The following is a 16412-nucleotide window of genomic DNA, read 5'->3' as shown; positions in this document are numbered from 1 at the left end:
CGGTGCGCGGCTGCGCGCGGCCATGGACCGCCGCGGGCAGCTGTGCGTAGGCATCGATCCGCACCCCGAACTGCTGGCCCAGTGGGGCCTGAACGACGACGCCGCCGGGCTCGAGCGATTCTCCCTCACCGTCCTTGCGGCGGTGGGGGAGCAGGTTGCAGCCGTGAAGCCCCAGGTGGCGCTGTATGAACGCCACGGATCCGCCGGGATCGCGGTCCTCGAACGCCTGCTGGGGGAGTGTTCGGACGCCGGCGTGCTCAGTATCGCCGACGCCAAGCGCGGGGACATCGGCTCCACGATGGCGGCCTATGCGGACGCGTGGCTGCGGGACGGTTCGCCGCTGGCGGCCGACGCCGTGACGCTCAGTCCGTATCTCGGGTTCGGGTCCCTGCGGCCCGCCCTGGACCTTGCCGCCGCCACCGGACGCGGCGTATTTGTCCTGGCACTGACGTCAAACCCGGAAGGGGCGTCCGTTCAGCACGTCGGCGCCGGGGGAGCGGAACGGTCCGTGGCTGCCCGGATCGTCGACGCGGCAGCGGCGGAAAATGCCGGCTCGGGGGGTGGTTCCGGGGAGGAACTGGGCTCCGTGGGACTTGTGGTCGGCGCGACCGTCGGCACGGCACTGGCCGACCTGGCGATCGACCTCGCCGCCTCGCGGGCACCGCTGCTTGCACCGGGACTGGGCGCCCAGGGAGCAACGGCCGCCGACCTGCGCGGAACCTTCGCTGCGGCGTACCCCAATGTCCTGGCTACCTCCAGCCGCGGCATCCTGCGGGCCGGCCCCGATCTCCGGGGCCTCCGTGAGGCAGCACTGCGGACCGGATCGGAGCTGGCATCCGTACGCTAGTGGAGCGGCGCCTGCGAAGCGGTTTCCATTGCAATTGGGCTTCGATTGCGGATAGGTTCGGACCTACCAGCAGAGCCGCTGAAAGCGGTGTGTCTTCGTCCGGGAGCGTCTCTTGAACCTCAAGCCACTGACAGAAGCCGAGCGTACGCTCGCCCGCGAAAAGGCCACTGCGGCCCGGGCCGTCCGTGCCGAGGTCAAGTCACGTATCAAGTCCGGTGACCTCAGCATCGAAGAAGTCATCCTGTCCCGTTCCGGAGAGGAAGCGGTAGGCCGGCTGAAGGTCATGGACCTGCTGCGCGCCCTGCCTGGTGTCGGGGAGCGCCGCGCAGCTGGAATAATGGCTACGGTAGGTATTGCGCCCACCCGCCGGGTCCGGGGGTTGGGCGTGCATCAGCGCAAGGCGCTGATAGACCTGCTGGCGAGCCATTAGGCTCCGGAGGCCGGCAACAACAACGAGTGAATGAGGTTTACGTGTCGCAACCGCGGCTGACAGTTCTGGCAGGTCCAACCGCAGTTGGCAAAGGCACTGTATCCACCTATATCCGGGACAACTATCCCGAAGTCTGGCTTTCCGTCTCGGCCACCACCCGTGCTCCCCGGCCGGGTGAAGAAGACGGCGTACATTACTTCTTCGTCAGCGCCGAAGAGTTCGACGCCATGGTTGAACAGGACCAGATGCTCGAATGGGCAGTGGTCCACGGACGCAACCGCTACGGAACCCTGCGCCGCACCGTGGAAGCAGCCATGGCCGAGGGCCGCAGCGTATTGCTGGAGATCGATCTCCAGGGTGCGCGGCAGGTCAAGAAGTCCATGCCGGAGGCGAATTTCGTGTTCCTGGCCCCGCCTACCTGGGACGAAATGGTCCGGCGGCTGGTCGGGCGCGGAACCGAAACGCCCGAAGAGCAGCAGCAACGGCTGGAAACCGCTAAACTGGAACTTGCTGCCGAGTCCGAGTTCGATCACACCGTCATTAATGATGACGTCCAGCGGGCTGCAGCTGAGCTTGTATCACTCATGGGAATCAGTCCGCGCACGCGCTGACAAACCGCGAATCCCGTTCAAGAATTTTGGAGAACCCTGTGTCTGAAGGCATCATCAACCCGCCGATCGACGACCTGCTCGAAGCAGCAGATTCCAAGTACGCGCTGGTCATCTACGGTGCCAAGCGCGCCCGCCAGATCAACGCCTACTACTCCCAGCTGCACGAGGGCCTGTTCGAGTACGTCGGCCCGCTGGTGGAAACCAAGCTGAACGAAAAGCCGCTGTCCATCGCCCTGCGCGAGATCAACGACGGCATGCTCGTAGTGCGCCCGAACGAGAACGCCGAGTAAAGCTCAGCGAACACAAGGGGGAAGGCAGCAGCGTGCGCATAGTCCTGGGCGTCGGCGGCGGAATCGCCGCGTACAAGGCCGCGTCGCTGCTGCGGCTTTTCACCGAAGCCGGGCACAACGTCACCGTTGTCCCGACTGAATCCTCCAAGCAGTTCGTCGGTGTCGCAACGTGGGAGGCGCTCTCGGGCAACCCCGTCTCCTCCTCCGTCTTTGACGAAGTGGAGAAGGTCAACCATGTGCGGCTCGGACACGAAGCGGATCTGATCGTGGTGGCCCCGGCCACTGCCGATCTGCTGGCCCGGGCGGCCGCAGGCCAGGCAAACGACCTGCTCACCAACACCCTGCTGATGGCCCGCGGGCCGGTGGTTTTCGCCCCGGCCATGCATACCGAAATGTGGATGCATCCCGCGACCACCGCCAACGTCGCCACCCTGCGCAGCCGGGGTGCCGTGGTGCTGGAACCGGGCATCGGACGGCTTACCGGCAAGGACACCGGCCCCGGCCGCCTGCCGGAACCGGATGCCATCTTCACTGCCGCATTGGCCGCCGTTGAAGCTCACAGCGTTGAAGCTGCAACCACCGCAGCCGCTTCCGGTGATCTGGCCGGCACCACCGTCACCATCACCGCCGGCGGCACCCGCGAACCGCTGGACCCGGTACGGTTCCTCGGCAACCGCTCCTCCGGAAAGCAGGGGACAGCACTGGCCGAAGCAGCGCTGGCGGCCGGCGCCCGGGTGCGGCTCATCGCGGCGCACATGGATGTTCCGGCGCCGGACGGCGTCGAACTGATCCGCGTCGAAACAGCCCTCGAACTGCGTACCGCCGCACACGCGGCCGCCGCGGACTCCGACGTCGTGATCATGGCCGCCGCGGTGGCGGATTTCCGCCCGTCACAGGTGGTGGACACCAAAATCAAGAAGCGCGACGACGAAGCGGATCCCGTGATCACCCTCGTCCGGAATCCCGACATCCTGCAGGAACTGGTCCAGGCGCGCGAAGCAGCCGGAACGGGCACCCCGAAACTCATTGTCGGCTTCGCCGCCGAAACCGGAGATGCCACCTCCGATGTGCTCGAATACGGGCGCAAGAAGCTGGCCCGCAAGGGCTGCGACCTGCTGGTCCTCAACCGGGTCGGCAAATCCCTGGTCTTCGGCCAGGACGAAACCGAGGTGAGGATTCTCTCACCGGCAGACGCCGCAGAGGATGCAGGCGAAAGCGCAGCCGGTACCAAAACCGACGTTTCGGCACGCATCATCGCGCGGATTTCCGCCGAGCTCGCCGCACGCACCGCCTGAGGCCGCGCGCCCTGCACGTGCTTCGATGGTCGGTGCGGCCCGGTAGAGTAAATCCCGTGACTTTTTCCGATACATCATCCCCCTCCAAGCCGCAGTCCAACCTGCGCCTTTTCACCTCGGAATCCGTCACTGAGGGCCACCCGGACAAAATCTGTGACCAGATCAGTGACGCAATCCTCGACGGCCTGCTCAAGGTCGACCCCGAGTCCCGGGTAGCCGTTGAAACCCTGGTGACCACAGGCCTGGTGCACGTCGCAGGAGAAGTGACCACCGAGGGGTACGTTGAAATCCCGCAGCTGGTCCGCGACACCATCCTGGACATCGGCTACGATTCCTCGGCCAACGGCTTCGACGGCGCCCGCTGCGGCGTGTCCGTCTCCATCGGGCAGCAGTCCCCGGAAATCGCTTCCGGTGTGTTCAACTCCCTGGAGAACCGGACCGGGAAGGTTGTGGACCCCTATGACGCCCAGGGGGCGGGGGACCAGGGCATCATGTTCGGCTACGCCAGCGACGAGACCTCGGTGCTTATGCCCACGCCCATCTGGCTGGCCCACCGCCTCTCCGAACGCCTCACCACCGTCCGCAAGGACGGCACCCTCCCGTACCTGCGTCCGGACGGCAAGACCCAGGTCACCGTGGGTTACGACGGCGACCGGCCGGTTTCCGTGGACTCCGTGGTTGTCTCCACGCAGCACGCCGCGGAGCTGGACCTGGAGCAGCTGCGGGCCGACATGGTCGAGTACGTGGTCAACCCTGTGCTTGCCGGAACCGACCTGGACATTTCGGACGTCGAGCACATCATCAACCCCGGCGGACCGTTCGTCATTGGCGGCCCTGTCGGCGATGCCGGCCTCACCGGCCGCAAGATCATCGTTGACACCTACGGTGGCTTTGCCCGCCACGGCGGCGGCGCCTTCAGCGGCAAGGACCCGAGCAAGGTAGACCGTTCCGCGGCCTACGCCATGCGCTGGGTAGCCAAGAACGTGGTTGCCGCCGGCCTGGCCCGGCGTGCGGAAATCCAGATCGCCTACGCCATCGGCATGGCCCGCCCCGTCGGCATTTACGTTGAAACCTTCGGCACCGAAACTGTGGACCCGGCCCGGATTGCCGACGCCGTGAAGGAAGTCTTCGACCTTCGTCCGCTGGGTATCATCAACGGCCTGGACCTCAAGCGCCCCATCTACCAGCGGACTGCCGCCCACGGCCACTTCGGCCGTGAGGACGAAGGTTTCACCTGGGAGCGCAAGGACAAGGTCGAGGACCTCCGCAGCTACTTCAACGTGTAGCCGGCCATGGCCGCCGACGACTCTACCGAGGCCGTGCAGCTTTCCCTGCTGCACGGCTTCACGCCGTCGGCAAAACCGGTAGGGAAGGCGCAGCCGGCTTCCGCCCTGCCGATTGCCCGTGTCCTGCTGGATTCTCCGCTGCCGCACCTGGACCGCCCCTTTGACTATCTGGTCCCCGCGGACCTCGACGCCGACGCTGTGCCCGGCGCCCGGGTCAAGGTGCGCTTCGGCGGCCAGGAACTCCCGGGATTCATCACTGAACGCGCGGCCGAAGCGGACACCACCGCGCGGTTGATGCCGCTGGGGAAGGTAATCTCCCCGCAGCCCGTGCTGTCGCCGCAGATCCTGCGCCTGGCCGAGGCCGTCGCTGCACGCTACGCCGGAACCGTCCATGACGTGCTGCGGGTGGCCATTCCGCCGCGGGCGGCGCGCGTGGAGAAGGAGTTTACTCCCGAGGCGCGGGCCGGATCCGCAGACGCCGGCTCAGGTGCCGACGGCGACTCCGGTACCGGCGGCGACTCCGGTACCGGCGGCGACTCGTCCGCGGCAGCGGCCGGCGCCGTGTCCGGACCGGCCGTCGCCCCGCCCGGACCGGAAGGGGCCGGGGCCAACCCGCTGGCACGCTATCCGCACGGACCGCGTTTCCTGACCCATCTTGCCGCAGGCCACCGCCCCCGCGCTGTGCTCTCCTCGCTGGGCGGCTACGGCCGGCAGGACTGGCCTGCCGAAATTGCCGAGGCTGTCCGGTCCACGCTGCTCTCCGGACGGGGCGCCGTCGTCGTCGTTCCCGACAACAAGGACCTCTCCCGGGTGCAGTCGGCACTTACTGCCCGCATCGGTGCGGAGTCCTTTGTCCGGTTGACGGCCGAAGACGGACCCACTCCGCGCTACCGCAGTTTCCTCCAGTTGCTGCACGGTGATGTCCGCGTGGCCATCGGTACCCGTTCGGCTGCCTATGCGCCGGTGCAGAATCTCGGCCTGGCCGTTATCTGGGATGACGCAGACGACCTGCACGCCGAACAGCGGGCACCCTACCAGCACACCCGCGACGTACTCCTGCTGCGTGCCGAACTGGAAGACGCTGCCCTGCTTCTGGCATCCCATTCGCGGAGCACTGAGGCACAGCGGCTGGTCGCCAGCGGCTGGGCAGCCGGTATAGCCGCCGAACGTTCCACCGTCCGTGCGCACGCCCCGCGGGTGGTCAGCACTACGGATTCCTTCACGATGGAACGCGACCCCCTGGCTGCCCGGGCACGGATACCGCACGCAGCATGGAAGGCAGCGCAGGACGGACTGACGCGCGGACCGGTACTGGTCCAGGTGGCCCGGACCGGTTTCTCGCCGGCGTTGTCCTGCCAGGATTGCCGGGAACCCGCCCGCTGCCGGAACTGCTCCGGTCCGTTGGGCCTGGCCAGCAGGAACGGCATTCCGGCATGCCGCTGGTGCGGACGGCCGGAACCCATGTGGCATTGCGGCAACTGCGGAGGAACCCAGTTGCGGGGCTCCACCGCCGGTGCCGGGCGCACCGCCGAGGAACTGGGCCGTGCGTTCCCCTCCACCACTGTGATTTCTTCCGCCGGCGACCACATCCGGACCGAGATTCCAGACACCCCGGCACTGGTCGTCGCCACCCCCGGCGCCGAACCTGTGGCTCGGGGCGGCTACGCCGCAGCCATCCTGCTGGACGGCAATGCGATGCTGTCCCGCGAATCGCTGCGGGCGGGGGAGGATACCCTGCGCCGCTGGTTTACGGCGGCAGCGCTGGTCCGGCCGGCAAAGGAAAAGGGCCTTGTGGTTGTCACCGCCGATGATTCGGCAACGGTTGGCCATCTGCTCCGTTGGGATCCGGCGTCGGCGGCGGAACGCGAACTGGAGCTGCGGCGCGAACTGGGTTTGCCGCCGGCCGTGCGGTATGCCGAACTGACCGGCTCGCGGGAGGGGCTTGACGCGTTTATCACGCGGCTCGAGCTGCCTGAGGGTGTCCGGACAGTGGGGCCGGCGCCTCTTGCGCCCGCAGTAGTCCCGCCGTCGGGGAATACCCAGCAACGGGACAGCAAGTCTCCGGACGGGCAGCTGGGCGGCGCCGGTGGACGCTACCGGACACTCCTGTTTTTCCCGTACACGGCAGCTCCCGGGATTACGGCGGCCCTGCGTTCAACCAAGGCTGCTGCCTCTGCCCGCCGGACCGGCGATCCCGTCTACATTCGAGTGGACGGAACCGACGTTCTGTAAGTTCCTGGCGTCCTTGGCTTCAGGCGTCCGGTTGGGTCCAGGCGTCCGGCAGCTTCAGGCGTCCGGCAGCGAGTTCCTGCAGCGGTTCTTACTTACGGCAGCTCGAGTTCCCGCAGTTAGTTCCTACTTACAGCAGCTCGAGCAGGACCGCGCTGGCACCGAGGAGGGAAAGCAATGCCAGCTGGGCGGCGCCGCCCAACCGGGACAACCGGCCCAAGAATCCACGGGGTACTCCGTGGATCATCCGGTACCGATGATTGACCGTGGGCAGCCTCACTGCTGCGTCCCCTTTCCCGGCCGCCGGGACCTGGTGACTGCAGCTGTGACTGCCCACTCTCTTGCCCGGGCCGATCCGTTTCATGACGTACATTTCCCAGTATCCCGCCCCGCGGAAAGCGGAATTGACCGGAATCGGGGTGAAGTTTGCCACTGGTGTGCACTGGTGTGCACCGGTGGCGGGTACAACGAAGGGCTCCGGATTTCCGGAGCCCTTCGTCGCAGGAAATGGAGTCAGGGATTAGGCCCCAACGGTTTCACGGTCGTTGCCTTCGACTGCGCTGTTGCCTTCGACTGTTTCGCCGTTGATGGCGGAACCTTCCGCAGAGGTTTGGACGGCGATCTTACGGGGCTTGGCCCGCTCCACCACCGGGATGATGACACTGAGGACGCCGTTCTCGTACTGGGCCGAAATCTGCTCAGTGTCGATCCCCTGGCCGAGGTTCAGCTGGCGCAGGAAGGAACCGCTTTCGCGTTCGCGGGTGAGCCACTTGACCCCGTCCGTGTTCTGCAGTGTGCGCTGGGCCCGGATTGTCAGCAGCTGGCCGTCGACGTCAATGTCGATGGATCCGGGGTCGATTCCGGGGAGATCTGCTGCGAGGATGTACTGGTCGCCTTGCCGGTAGAGGTCCATGGGCATGCCGCGCAGGGTTCCCTCGCCACGCAGTGCCTGAGCCATGCGGTCCAGTTCCTGGAACGGATCAAACTTCATAGCCATGGTGGTACCAACTCCTTCAACGTGATCGCTTTTCAGCGGTGCCGAATTTCAGTTCCAAAGTTGAGTCAGCAACACTCAACTTGCGAAATGAGATTAGCACTCTCATGGGGCGAGTGCCAACTACTTTTTCGGATGGTGAGTTTGTGGTCTCAGCGTCTGCCAGGGTGGCCTGTCCACGCTGCCGCCAGGCGTGCCAGCTCCTGAACCTCGCCCGGGTTCCCGCGCCAGGGAGCCCCGTGTCCGGGGAGCACCCATGTGGCCTCGATGCCGGCCAGCCGATTCAGGGACTTCAGGGCTAATGCAGGGTCATCGGTGAACGGCGCGGGCCGAATGCCGGTCTGCCCAGTCAGCACATCACGCGTCGTGAGGGCATCCCCGACAAAGACCGCATCCGCGACCGGCACATACACGGCAATGCTGCCCGGGGAGTGTCCCGGAAGGTCTATGACGCGCGGTTCACCCGGCAGCGGGAGGACGTCACCGTCCGCCACCTCGGAGACCCGGGTGAGGTACGTGGTGCGCCAGCCACGCTTGCGCACCGCGTAGGCGAAGAACCGAACCACGGGACCCGGCCGCATGGGGCCCATTGCAGGCTTCGGCTTCTTGCCGCCGCGAGCACGATCTGCATCTTCGGAGTGGATGAAGACGGGCACGTTCTGGGTCCGGCGCAGTCTTTCGGCAAAGCCGAGGTGGTCACTGTCCCCGTGTGTCAGGACCACCCCGCGTATGTCGTCCAGGGTTCGGCCCATGGACTTCAGTTCGGCGAGCAGATCCTTCCAGTGCCCGGGGAGCCCGGTGTCGATCACCGTAATCCCGTCCTCCGTGTCCACCAGATAAGCGGCCACTATGTCGTTGCCGATGCGGTGCAGGTGCGGTCCAAGCTTCACGGGTGCTCCTTCTGGTGACAATTAGCCGATGCGGTGCAGCTGCGGTCCAAGCTTCACGGGCACACCTTCTAATGACATAGCCGATCCGTGAGCGCTGAGTTGGCCACTGGCTTATTGGCCGTCGCTAGCTGGTTGGCCGCCACTATAGCCACGCTTCCATCTGCGGCAGCCCTCCGGGGGTTCGCCTTTAGGCTGCCCAGACAAAATCCGCTATGCATGCTTCAACTGGGGAGTCCGGGGAACGCGCCGGGGGACCAGCCAGGGGAACCGCCGGGTTCTCTGGCGGGCGTGCCGGCCGCGGTGCTGTTCCGGACGCCACCGTTCCGGGCAACGCAGTCCCGGGCAGGGGCGGAGCGGTGGAACGATACGTGTGGCCGGTCGGCGTCGTTGTGTCCACCGTGTGCCCTGCAGTCGCTGCGTTTACCGGCTTTTCGAGGCCCTCGTTGATGCCGACGTCTGCTTCGGGCTCCGGGCTGCTCCTTCGGACTGGTTCCGCACTCCATCCCGGTGCTTCCTTTGCATGGTTACATGCCTCGCATAGTGCCTGCCCGTTGGATGCGCTGGTGGGTCCGCCGCGGTTGTGAGGGCGGATATGGTCCAGATGGCGGATTGGTGCTCCGCACCAGGGCATTCGGCAGCTAGTGTCCCGGGCCGCGATGAATCGTGCGAGGGATTTGGGAAACAGCCGTGCGCGGGAATCCATTGCCACCAGCTCCCCGGTGTCCGGAGCCGTGTACAGCCTCCGGACCCAGTATTCCGCGTGCTTGTCGGAGCCACCCATGGCTTGGTCCTTAGTCCGGTCCCGCCTGCTCCGGTTCCGGCTGCTCGGGTGCCGGCTGTTCCGGCGCCGAACCAGATCTCTAGCCCACTGCGCCGGAACCGGGCCGTACCCGGGTACCAGGACCGGTTCGGAATCGCCTGCCAGTAAGGTCCGGTCGGTCATTACCAGCTGGATCTCCACCTTCGGCGAGCCTGCATCTCCCAACCCGGTGACCCGTTCCACCAGGGTATCCGCCATGATCTGGCCCCGCCCCCTTGGGTCGCCGGCGGCGCGCAGCCGGTCAGCCTCGTGCGAAAGGGCTGCGTAGACGCCCACTCCCTGCGTCACGGGCAGCAATCCGGTGAGGTACGTCATGGTGTCCGGCGCGGGACGGCAGGAGACAAACCGTTCAGAGGCTGCTTTCGCGGCGCGGTTCACTGCCGCCCGGGGGTCCAATCGGTATGCGGCAGCCTTGGCGCGGGCGATGATTTGTCGGTCACCCAAGGACTCCAGCAGGCCGGCATCACCTGCCACTTCTTCATCCACTTGTTTGCGGTCCTCGAGGGAGAGGCAAGCTGTCTCGCGCACCAGGAGTGTGGCCCGCCATTCACTGATCTTCCCGAGGGACAGGGCCTGCATGGTGTGAGGCATCTCCGAGGTCAGGACTTTCGCCAAACCGAGCAGCCGCCCGCCCTTGTTGGCGGATTCCCGCCGGGCCAGTGCGATCTGTGAAGCTACCCCACGCCCCAACTCTTCCTTCCGCAGTCCGGCGTGTTCCTGCTTGCTCCGCTGTGAGGCATCGAAGGCCGCTGCGATCCGTGCCTGCGCTGCGGCAGCGGCACCCTTCAGTTCCTCAAGCACCCGCAACTGGTCGATCAGTTCCGAATCCGATGCGATTTCCGAAATTGAGCCCTCCGGCGTCGGAAGGGAGTTAGGTTCGAACTCAGCTGCCAGGTACTCCACCCAGGCGTCGAACACTGCGGATCGGGCCTCCAGCGGGCCCTTCCGATGATGATCAACCGACGGCAGATATTCGAACATGTGTTCGAGTTTAGCGTTCGGTTTGATCGCGTAAAAGGCCAAAACTACGCGACTCAATACCTATTTTTTATCGAGCGCTATGCGCAGTCGGAACGGTGGCGAGCAGGCACAAATGGTGCGACGGAGCCGTTGCCGCCGCGCTTCGAAATCCACTAGCAGCCTCGCTGGGCGGCCCGCCCTCGCCTCGCAACCGGCCCTCACCCGGCAAGCCCCCGCCGGGCGGCCAGCCATGCGTAGATCAACCGTGCGGTATGCCGGCCGTGGCTGCGCAGGTGCGGACTGGATTCCACCTCGGGCTTGCAGCCCGAGTCGATCATGCAGTTGAGCAGCGACGCCAGCCACGCGTCAATATGGTCAGCCGGAACGTCCCGGGTAAGCGCCGACCGCCGGAGTTCGGCGTCGGCGTCGAACCCGTCACCACGCACGTAGGGGAGTACCCCGACCCAGTCCAGCCAGGGAGCGCCGGTCCCGAGGAAATTCCAGTCGCAGAACAGTGCCCGCCCGGAGGTGACCAGGATATTGTCCGGGCGCAGGTCCCCGTGAAGGACTGCATCACCTGCCAGTGCTACGGGGCACAGTTCCAGCAGCTCGGAAAACATCCGTGCCTGTGCGGCACTCAGTGTCGGCAGGAACCACGGCGCCGGACCGCCCCCGGCTACCGGCTCGAAAGTGGAGGGTATCCGGGCCATATCTTCTGTAACTGGGCGGCCGGCTGCACCGCGCGGGAAGCCCACCAAGAGGCCGGCGGCGGTGTTGCAGGAGTCCTCGACCGCCAGGAGCTCGGCGCTGGTCCACGGCTGGCCGGGCATGTGTCCGTCCACCGCCTCGTAAGCGAGCAGCTGCCAGTCGGTACCTTTCGCCGCTAGGCATTCCGCGGCAAGCAGCGCCGGCATGGGCATGTTCGCGGGCATCAAAGGCACCACCTGCGATTCACGCACGTATGACGGATAAGTGACAGCGTCCGACGCCGGTGCCGCCTTCACGAAGACGCGCGCCCCGGCGTCGTTCCCGAGAACCGCAGCGAAACCCGGCGTGAAGCCGCCGCCCGCCGGCTGCACCGACGTGATCCTGCCGCCCAGGTATGTTCTGAACCGCGACTGCAGGACTGCCGGCAACCCGTCCCAGGAACGCCTGGCGGCCGTGCGGCGGTAATCGGGGATGCTCTGCATTCGGAACAGCCTAGGGCAGCACCTGTGTCGAAACAGGTAAGGGCGCATCCAGCGCGCCGACCGGAAACAGGTTGTGCACAATTGAATTGTGCCCTACGGTGGGTCCATGAACGAATCCCTACAGCGACAGGTGTGCTTCTCGCTGTACTCCGCCTCCCGGGCGGCCACGGCCCTCTATCGTCCGATGCTTGAAGAGATGGGGCTGACCTACCCGCAGTACCTGGTGATGTCGCTGCTCTGGGAGAAGGACGCCCAAAGCGTCCGGGACCTGGGGGAGGCGCTGGACCTGGATTCCGGCACGCTTTCGCCGCTGCTCAAGCGGCTGGAGGCAGCGGACCTGGTGCAGCGCCGTCGTGCCGTCGAGGACGAAAGGCGCGTCCGTATCCATCTGACGGATGCCGGCCGCGCGCTCGAACATGACGCGAGGAACCTGCCGGACCGGCTCGCAGCCTCCGCCGGACTGGCACCGCAGGACCTGGAGAGCCTGCAGGACACCCTCGCCAAGGTCACTGCCGCGCTGCGGCAGGCCGTGGCGAAATAGCACCGTGGCGAAATAGAGCCGTGGCGAAGTAAATACTGACCATCAACCCCGACAGTAAGGTTCATTCCATGAGCAGTTACCCCGAAACCGGCCGCGAAATCCAGCTTGCTTCCCGCCCCGAAGGGTGGCCGACGGAGCAGAACTTCCGCCTGGCGGAGGTACCGGTACCCGAACTGCAGGAGGGCCAGGTCCTGGTCCGCAACCTGCACATGTCCGTGGACCCGTACATGCGCGGCCGGATGAATGACGCCAAGTCCTATGTACCGCCGTTCCAGCTCGACGAACCGCTGGAAGGCGGCGCCGTCGGTGAAGTCGTGGAGTCACGCTCACCGGAGCACAAGCCGGGGGACAAGGTGCTGCACGGTCTCGGCTGGCGCGACTATGCCATCCTTGACGGGCGCCGTGCCCGTGTCATCGATACGGATGCCGCTCCGGCCAGCGCGTACCTCGGGGTTTTGGGCATGACCGGCCAGACGGCCTATGCCGGCCTGACCAAGGTGGCGGAGTTTCGGGAAGGCGACGTCGTCTTCGTCTCGGGTGCCGCGGGCGCCGTGGGTTCGCTGGTCGGGCAGATCGCCAAGGCCATGGGTGCCAAGAAGGTCATCGGCAGTGCCGGTTCCGCCGAAAAGGTCCAGCGGCTGCTGGACCTGGGCTTCGACGAGGCGTTCAACTACCACGACGGTCCCGTGAAGGATGCGCTGAAGAAGGCCGCCGGTGCCGACGGCATTGACGTCTACTTCGACAACGTGGGCGGCGAGCACCTCGAAGCTGCCCTGTCGGTGATGAACAAGTTCGGCCGGATCGCCATGTGCGGTGCCATCTCGCAGTACAACGATGCGCCCGTCGGCCCGCGGAACCTCGCCATTGCCATCGGCAAGGAAATCACGCTCCGGGGGTTCCTCGTGGGCAGCTACAACCAGTACGCCGACGAGTTTGCCTCCCTGATGACCGGCTGGCTGCAGGAAGGCCTGGTCCGCTACGACGAAACGTTCGTGGACGGGCTCGAAAACTCCCCGCAGGCCTTCATCGACCTGATGAAGGGCGCCAACAAGGGCAAGATGGTCGTGAACCTGGGCAAGTAAGGATCAACGACGACGGCGGCGGCCGGGGAACAGGCGGACAGCCTCCCCGGCCGCTTCCATGAGCTGGGCGGCAGAGGCAGCCCAGCTGTAGTCGGCGGCCCGCTGCACGCCGGCGTCGGACGCCTTCTGCCAGCGCCCCTGCTCGCCCAGCTGTCGGACGGCCCCGGCGAAGGCGGACGGATCATCCGGATCCACCAGTATTGCTGCGCCGCCGGAGACCTCGCGGAAAATCGGAATGTCGCTGGCGATCACCGGTGTGCCCACAGCCATTGCCTCGATCACCGGAAGCCCGTAGCCCTCGGCCTTGGACAGTGTCACCAGGGCCGTGGTGCGGCGCAGGAGATCGTCATACTCCTCATCGGTCACGCCGTTGTGGAACGTTACGCGCGCGCCGGCGGGAATCAGCGCTTCAAGCTCGCTTCGCCGCGCATCGGAGATCCGGCTCAGCAGGTGGAGGGTGTAATCCGGCAGGTATTCCATGCCGCGGATGATGGTCTCCACGTTCTTGTACGGCATGAAGGACCCCATATACAGCAGCGATGCCTCGGCTCCCGCGTCCGGGTCCCGTGGCACGGAACCCTCCTGGGGCGCGTTTGCCACTATCCGGACGGGACGTTTGGTCAACCGGTGGCGGGACATCAGCTCCCGCGTCGTCCCGCTGATGGTGGCAACGACGTCGGCCCTGTCCAGCAGCAGCCGCTGCGGCCAGTAGGCCAGGTGGTACAGCCGCCACAGCCAGCGCACCGCCGCCGGAAGGAACGACGGCGGCGTCGGGTTCGAGTAATAGATCAGGTCATGCAGGGTCAGGACCAGCGGATATTTCCGGCCCCAGCTGCCCATGGTCTGCATCGGGCAGAAGACCGCATCGGCACCGAGCCGGTTGATCCGGAAAGCCACGAACAGCTCGGCGGGGGAAAGCGGACTGTTGATTTTCACCCACGGCAGGTCCGGGAGCAGTCCCAGCTGGCGTTCGTCCGAAATCAGCATCACGACGTCGGCGTGCCCGGCCACCGCCTCGATCAGGCTCGCACCGTAGCGGCTGATGCCGTCATGGTGGTCGGTGCGGGTAAACCGGGCGTCTACGGCGAGGCGCATCCTCATATATGCCTCCGGGACAGGAAATCCTCGATCATATCGGCCGCCTCAGCCGGCTTTTCATAGTGCACCAGGTGGCCGACACCGGGCAGTATCTGCAGTTCTGCGTCGGGGATCAGTTCAGCAAGCAGGCGCTGCCCCCGAACCGATCCGAGGTCGTCCTGTTCCGCGGCGATCAGGAGCACGGGCATGGAAAGCTGCGCCGCGACGTCGCGCACCGTGGCCGAAATGGATGCCCGGAAGGCATCCAGGACCACCCGGCGGTTGGCGAAGGCGCTGAAGTACGCATCGTGCTGGGAATGGATCCAGCGGCGCAGGCCCGGATCCTTCGCCTTTGCCATCAGCATGCTCATGCCCCGGACAATCACCGGGCTGCGGAGCAGCGCCATGCCTGGTTTTTCCGGCAGCGCCGCCGCCAGCCGGTAGTAGAGTTCCGCCGCCTTGCTGGTGATCCCCTTGGGGCCCTCCAACGCAGGCTCGCAGATGGGATTCACGAGCACCAGTTCACTGATCAGTTCCGGTGATTGCGCCGCAAGGTGCGCGGCAATAATGGAGCCGAAGGAGTGCCCGAGCAGGACGGTGTCCGGGCCCATGCCCAGGTCCGCCAATGCTTCGCGGACAAATGCGGTGTAGGCGGGGACATCGTGCGTGCCGGGAAGGGCGGCACCGGCGCCGAACCCGGGAAGGTCAGGGACCAGGACGCGGTGGCGGGGGAGTGCTTCGACAATCCGCAGCAGTCCATGGTGGTCGCCGCGGAATCCGTGGACCATGAAGATCGGCGGCAGGCCGGCGTCGTCGTCCGTTACCGGCGCGAAGTCCCGGCAGACCTGCTCGGTGCCGTCCACCGAAAAGGACCGCACGGCGGCCTTGCGCGCGAAAGGTGCAGGGGCGCCCGACGGCGTCGACGCATCACGCGCTGCAGTGCCGGACATTCAGTTCACCTCGTCGGGATGCGATCCGGACCGCTGGCCCCGGTCCAGTCCGTTCAACGCCGCCCGGTGATCATCGGTCAGCTCGAAGGAATACAGGTCCAGGTTTCCGGCAATCCGCTCCGGACTGCTGGCCTTGGGAATAACGATGTTGCCGAGGTCCAGGTGCCAGCGGAGGATCACCTGCGCGGGGGTGCGGCCGAGTTCGGCCGCAATCCGTGTCACTACCGGGTCCGCGAGGACTGCACCGCGGCCCAGCGGGCTCCACGCGGCCGTGCGGATTCCGAGCCGCTGGTGCAGCTGCCGCAGTTCCTCCTGCGCCAGCCAGGGGTGCAGTTCAATCTGGTTGACGGCCGGGACAATTCCGGTCGCGTCCAGCAGCTGCTGCAGATGGCCGGACTGGAAATTGGAGACGCCGATGGCACGGACCCGGCCCGCGGCGTAAAGCTCCTCCAATGCCCGGTACGTGTCGACGAACTGCCCCCGCTGCGGGCACGGCCAATGGATCAGGTACAGATCCAAGTAGTCCAGGCCCAGCCGGGAGAGGGACGCATCAAAGGCACGCAGAGTGGAGTCGTAGCCCTGGTCGGTGTTCCAGACCTTCGAGGTGACGAAGATGTCACTGCGGTCGACGCCGTTCGCGCGGGTGAAGGTGTTCACGGCCTCGCCCACCCCGGCTTCATTGCCGTACAGGGCCGCCGTGTCGAGGTGCCGGTAGCCTGCCCCGAGTGCCTCAAGGCACAGCCGGGCGGCGTCGTCGGCCGGGATTTTGTAGGTGCCGAAGCCGACCTGATCCATCAGGACGCCGTTATTGAGCGGAATTCGAGCTGCAGGCTGCATAGGACGACTTTACCGAGGCGCGGGCACGGTGCCGAATCCTGCCCTGACTACCTGCTTTGCCGGCCAAAGATTGGCGTGGTGCC

At 66.1% G+C, this 16412-nt stretch carries 17 protein-coding genes; 9 read left to right on the top strand and 8 right to left on the bottom strand.

Going from position 1 to position 16412, the window contains the following annotated elements:
• Window positions 1-22 precede the first annotated feature (22 nt).
• The 7 genes from pyrF (at window position 23) to N2K99_RS09305 (ending at window position 6991) form a co-directional block, all read left to right on the top strand.
• Window positions 23-847 carry an orotidine-5'-phosphate decarboxylase gene (gene pyrF / locus N2K99_RS09335; RefSeq protein WP_231709360.1) on the top strand — a complete coding sequence of 275 codons (825 nt, stop codon included), beginning with the start codon at window positions 23-25 and terminating at the stop codon, window positions 845-847.
• A 112-nt stretch (window positions 848-959) separates the two neighbouring features.
• Window positions 960-1277, top strand: coding sequence for an integration host factor, actinobacterial type (mihF, locus tag N2K99_RS09330; RefSeq protein WP_227921382.1), 318 nt, complete (start codon window positions 960-962; stop codon window positions 1275-1277).
• Window positions 1278-1303: 26 nt separating this feature from the next.
• The gene (gene gmk / locus N2K99_RS09325) at window positions 1304-1888 is read left to right on the top strand and encodes a guanylate kinase (protein WP_227933596.1); all 585 of its coding nucleotides are present in this window, start codon (window positions 1304-1306) and stop codon (window positions 1886-1888) included.
• Between the two features lie 26 nt (window positions 1889-1914).
• On the top strand, window positions 1915-2178 hold the full coding sequence (rpoZ, locus tag N2K99_RS09320; RefSeq protein ID WP_227921386.1) for a DNA-directed RNA polymerase subunit omega: 264 nt from the start codon (window positions 1915-1917) through the stop codon (window positions 2176-2178).
• Between the two features lie 32 nt (window positions 2179-2210).
• The gene (coaBC, locus tag N2K99_RS09315) at window positions 2211-3473 is read left to right on the top strand and encodes a bifunctional phosphopantothenoylcysteine decarboxylase/phosphopantothenate--cysteine ligase CoaBC (RefSeq protein WP_227933595.1); all 1263 of its coding nucleotides are present in this window, start codon (window positions 2211-2213) and stop codon (window positions 3471-3473) included.
• Window positions 3474-3529: 56 nt separating this feature from the next.
• Window positions 3530-4759 (top strand): methionine adenosyltransferase, encoded by a 1230-nt coding sequence (gene metK / locus N2K99_RS09310; protein ID WP_227933594.1) that lies wholly within the window; start codon window positions 3530-3532, stop codon window positions 4757-4759.
• A 6-nt stretch (window positions 4760-4765) separates the two neighbouring features.
• A complete protein-coding gene (locus N2K99_RS09305; RefSeq protein WP_227933593.1) occupies window positions 4766-6991 on the top strand; it encodes a primosomal protein N' in 2226 nt (741 codons plus the stop codon).
• 127 nt (window positions 6992-7118) lie between these two features.
• Here the strand turns inward: N2K99_RS09305 and N2K99_RS09300 are convergent, their stop codons facing one another.
• From N2K99_RS09300 to N2K99_RS09280, 5 genes are all read right to left on the bottom strand, one after another.
• Window positions 7119-7268, bottom strand: coding sequence for a hypothetical protein (locus N2K99_RS09300; RefSeq protein ID WP_227933592.1), 150 nt, complete (start codon window positions 7266-7268; stop codon window positions 7119-7121).
• A gap of 240 nt (window positions 7269-7508) precedes the next feature.
• Window positions 7509-7985 carry an Hsp20/alpha crystallin family protein gene (locus N2K99_RS09295; RefSeq protein WP_227933591.1) on the bottom strand — a complete coding sequence of 159 codons (477 nt, stop codon included), beginning with the start codon at window positions 7983-7985 and terminating at the stop codon, window positions 7509-7511.
• A gap of 149 nt (window positions 7986-8134) precedes the next feature.
• Window positions 8135-8872, bottom strand: a complete 738-nt coding sequence (locus N2K99_RS09290) for an MBL fold metallo-hydrolase (protein WP_227933590.1) — start codon at window positions 8870-8872, stop codon at window positions 8135-8137.
• A gap of 187 nt (window positions 8873-9059) precedes the next feature.
• The gene (locus N2K99_RS09285) at window positions 9060-10673 is read right to left on the bottom strand and encodes a DUF222 domain-containing protein (protein ID WP_227933589.1); all 1614 of its coding nucleotides are present in this window, start codon (window positions 10671-10673) and stop codon (window positions 9060-9062) included.
• 197 nt (window positions 10674-10870) lie between these two features.
• The gene (locus N2K99_RS09280) at window positions 10871-11842 is read right to left on the bottom strand and encodes a phosphotransferase (RefSeq protein ID WP_227933588.1); all 972 of its coding nucleotides are present in this window, start codon (window positions 11840-11842) and stop codon (window positions 10871-10873) included.
• Window positions 11843-11948: 106 nt separating this feature from the next.
• Here N2K99_RS09280 and N2K99_RS09275 point away from each other — a divergent pair, with 106 nt between their 5' ends.
• Both N2K99_RS09275 and N2K99_RS09270 read left to right on the top strand, forming a co-directional pair.
• Window positions 11949-12383 carry a MarR family winged helix-turn-helix transcriptional regulator gene (locus tag N2K99_RS09275; protein WP_227921403.1) on the top strand — a complete coding sequence of 145 codons (435 nt, stop codon included), beginning with the start codon at window positions 11949-11951 and terminating at the stop codon, window positions 12381-12383.
• 68 nt (window positions 12384-12451) lie between these two features.
• Window positions 12452-13465, top strand: coding sequence for an NADP-dependent oxidoreductase (locus N2K99_RS09270; RefSeq protein WP_227933587.1), 1014 nt, complete (start codon window positions 12452-12454; stop codon window positions 13463-13465).
• A 3-nt stretch (window positions 13466-13468) separates the two neighbouring features.
• Here the strand turns inward: N2K99_RS09270 and N2K99_RS09265 are convergent, their stop codons facing one another.
• Genes N2K99_RS09265 through N2K99_RS09255 form a run of 3 tightly spaced genes read right to left on the bottom strand, consistent with a single transcriptional unit; the run spans window position 13469 to window position 16329 of the window.
• Window positions 13469-14560 carry a glycosyltransferase family 1 protein gene (locus tag N2K99_RS09265; protein WP_227933719.1) on the bottom strand — a complete coding sequence of 364 codons (1092 nt, stop codon included), beginning with the start codon at window positions 14558-14560 and terminating at the stop codon, window positions 13469-13471.
• A gap of 2 nt (window positions 14561-14562) precedes the next feature.
• Window positions 14563-15492, bottom strand: a complete 930-nt coding sequence (locus N2K99_RS09260; protein ID WP_227933586.1) for an alpha/beta fold hydrolase — start codon at window positions 15490-15492, stop codon at window positions 14563-14565.
• The gene (locus N2K99_RS09255) at window positions 15493-16329 is read right to left on the bottom strand and encodes an aldo/keto reductase (protein WP_227933585.1); all 837 of its coding nucleotides are present in this window, start codon (window positions 16327-16329) and stop codon (window positions 15493-15495) included.
• Between the last annotated feature and the right edge of the window lie 83 nt (window positions 16330-16412).

Origin of the sequence: Arthrobacter sp. zg-Y1110 (assembly GCF_025244865.1) — a bacterium.
Taxonomy (GTDB): domain Bacteria; phylum Actinomycetota; class Actinomycetes; order Actinomycetales; family Micrococcaceae; genus Arthrobacter_B.
Note: the sequence above shows the minus strand (reverse complement) of the source record. Positions and strands in the feature narration are given on the sequence as shown.

Bases quoted from the DNA above. Each gene is read 5' to 3' on its own strand.
- N2K99_RS09265 (WP_227933719.1), bottom strand. From the start codon at position 14,560: ATGCGCCTCGCCGTAGACGCCCGGTTTACCCGCACCGACCACCATGAC.
- N2K99_RS09275 (WP_227921403.1), top strand. From the start codon at position 11,949: ATGAACGAATCCCTACAGCGACAGGTGTGCTTCTCGCTGTACTCCGCC.
- pyrF (WP_231709360.1), top strand. From the start codon at position 23: ATGGACCGCCGCGGGCAGCTGTGCGTAGGCATCGATCCGCACCCCGAA.
- N2K99_RS09260 (WP_227933586.1), bottom strand. From the start codon at position 15,492: ATGTCCGGCACTGCAGCGCGTGATGCGTCGACGCCGTCGGGCGCCCCT.
- N2K99_RS09280 (WP_227933588.1), bottom strand. From the start codon at position 11,842: ATGCAGAGCATCCCCGATTACCGCCGCACGGCCGCCAGGCGTTCCTGG.
- N2K99_RS09285 (WP_227933589.1), bottom strand. From the start codon at position 10,673: ATGTTCGAATATCTGCCGTCGGTTGATCATCATCGGAAGGGCCCGCTG.
- N2K99_RS09295 (WP_227933591.1), bottom strand. From the start codon at position 7,985: ATGGCTATGAAGTTTGATCCGTTCCAGGAACTGGACCGCATGGCTCAG.
- N2K99_RS09305 (WP_227933593.1), top strand. From the start codon at position 4,766: ATGGCCGCCGACGACTCTACCGAGGCCGTGCAGCTTTCCCTGCTGCAC.
- N2K99_RS09255 (WP_227933585.1), bottom strand. From the start codon at position 16,329: ATGCAGCCTGCAGCTCGAATTCCGCTCAATAACGGCGTCCTGATGGAT.
- N2K99_RS09270 (WP_227933587.1), top strand. From the start codon at position 12,452: ATGAGCAGTTACCCCGAAACCGGCCGCGAAATCCAGCTTGCTTCCCGC.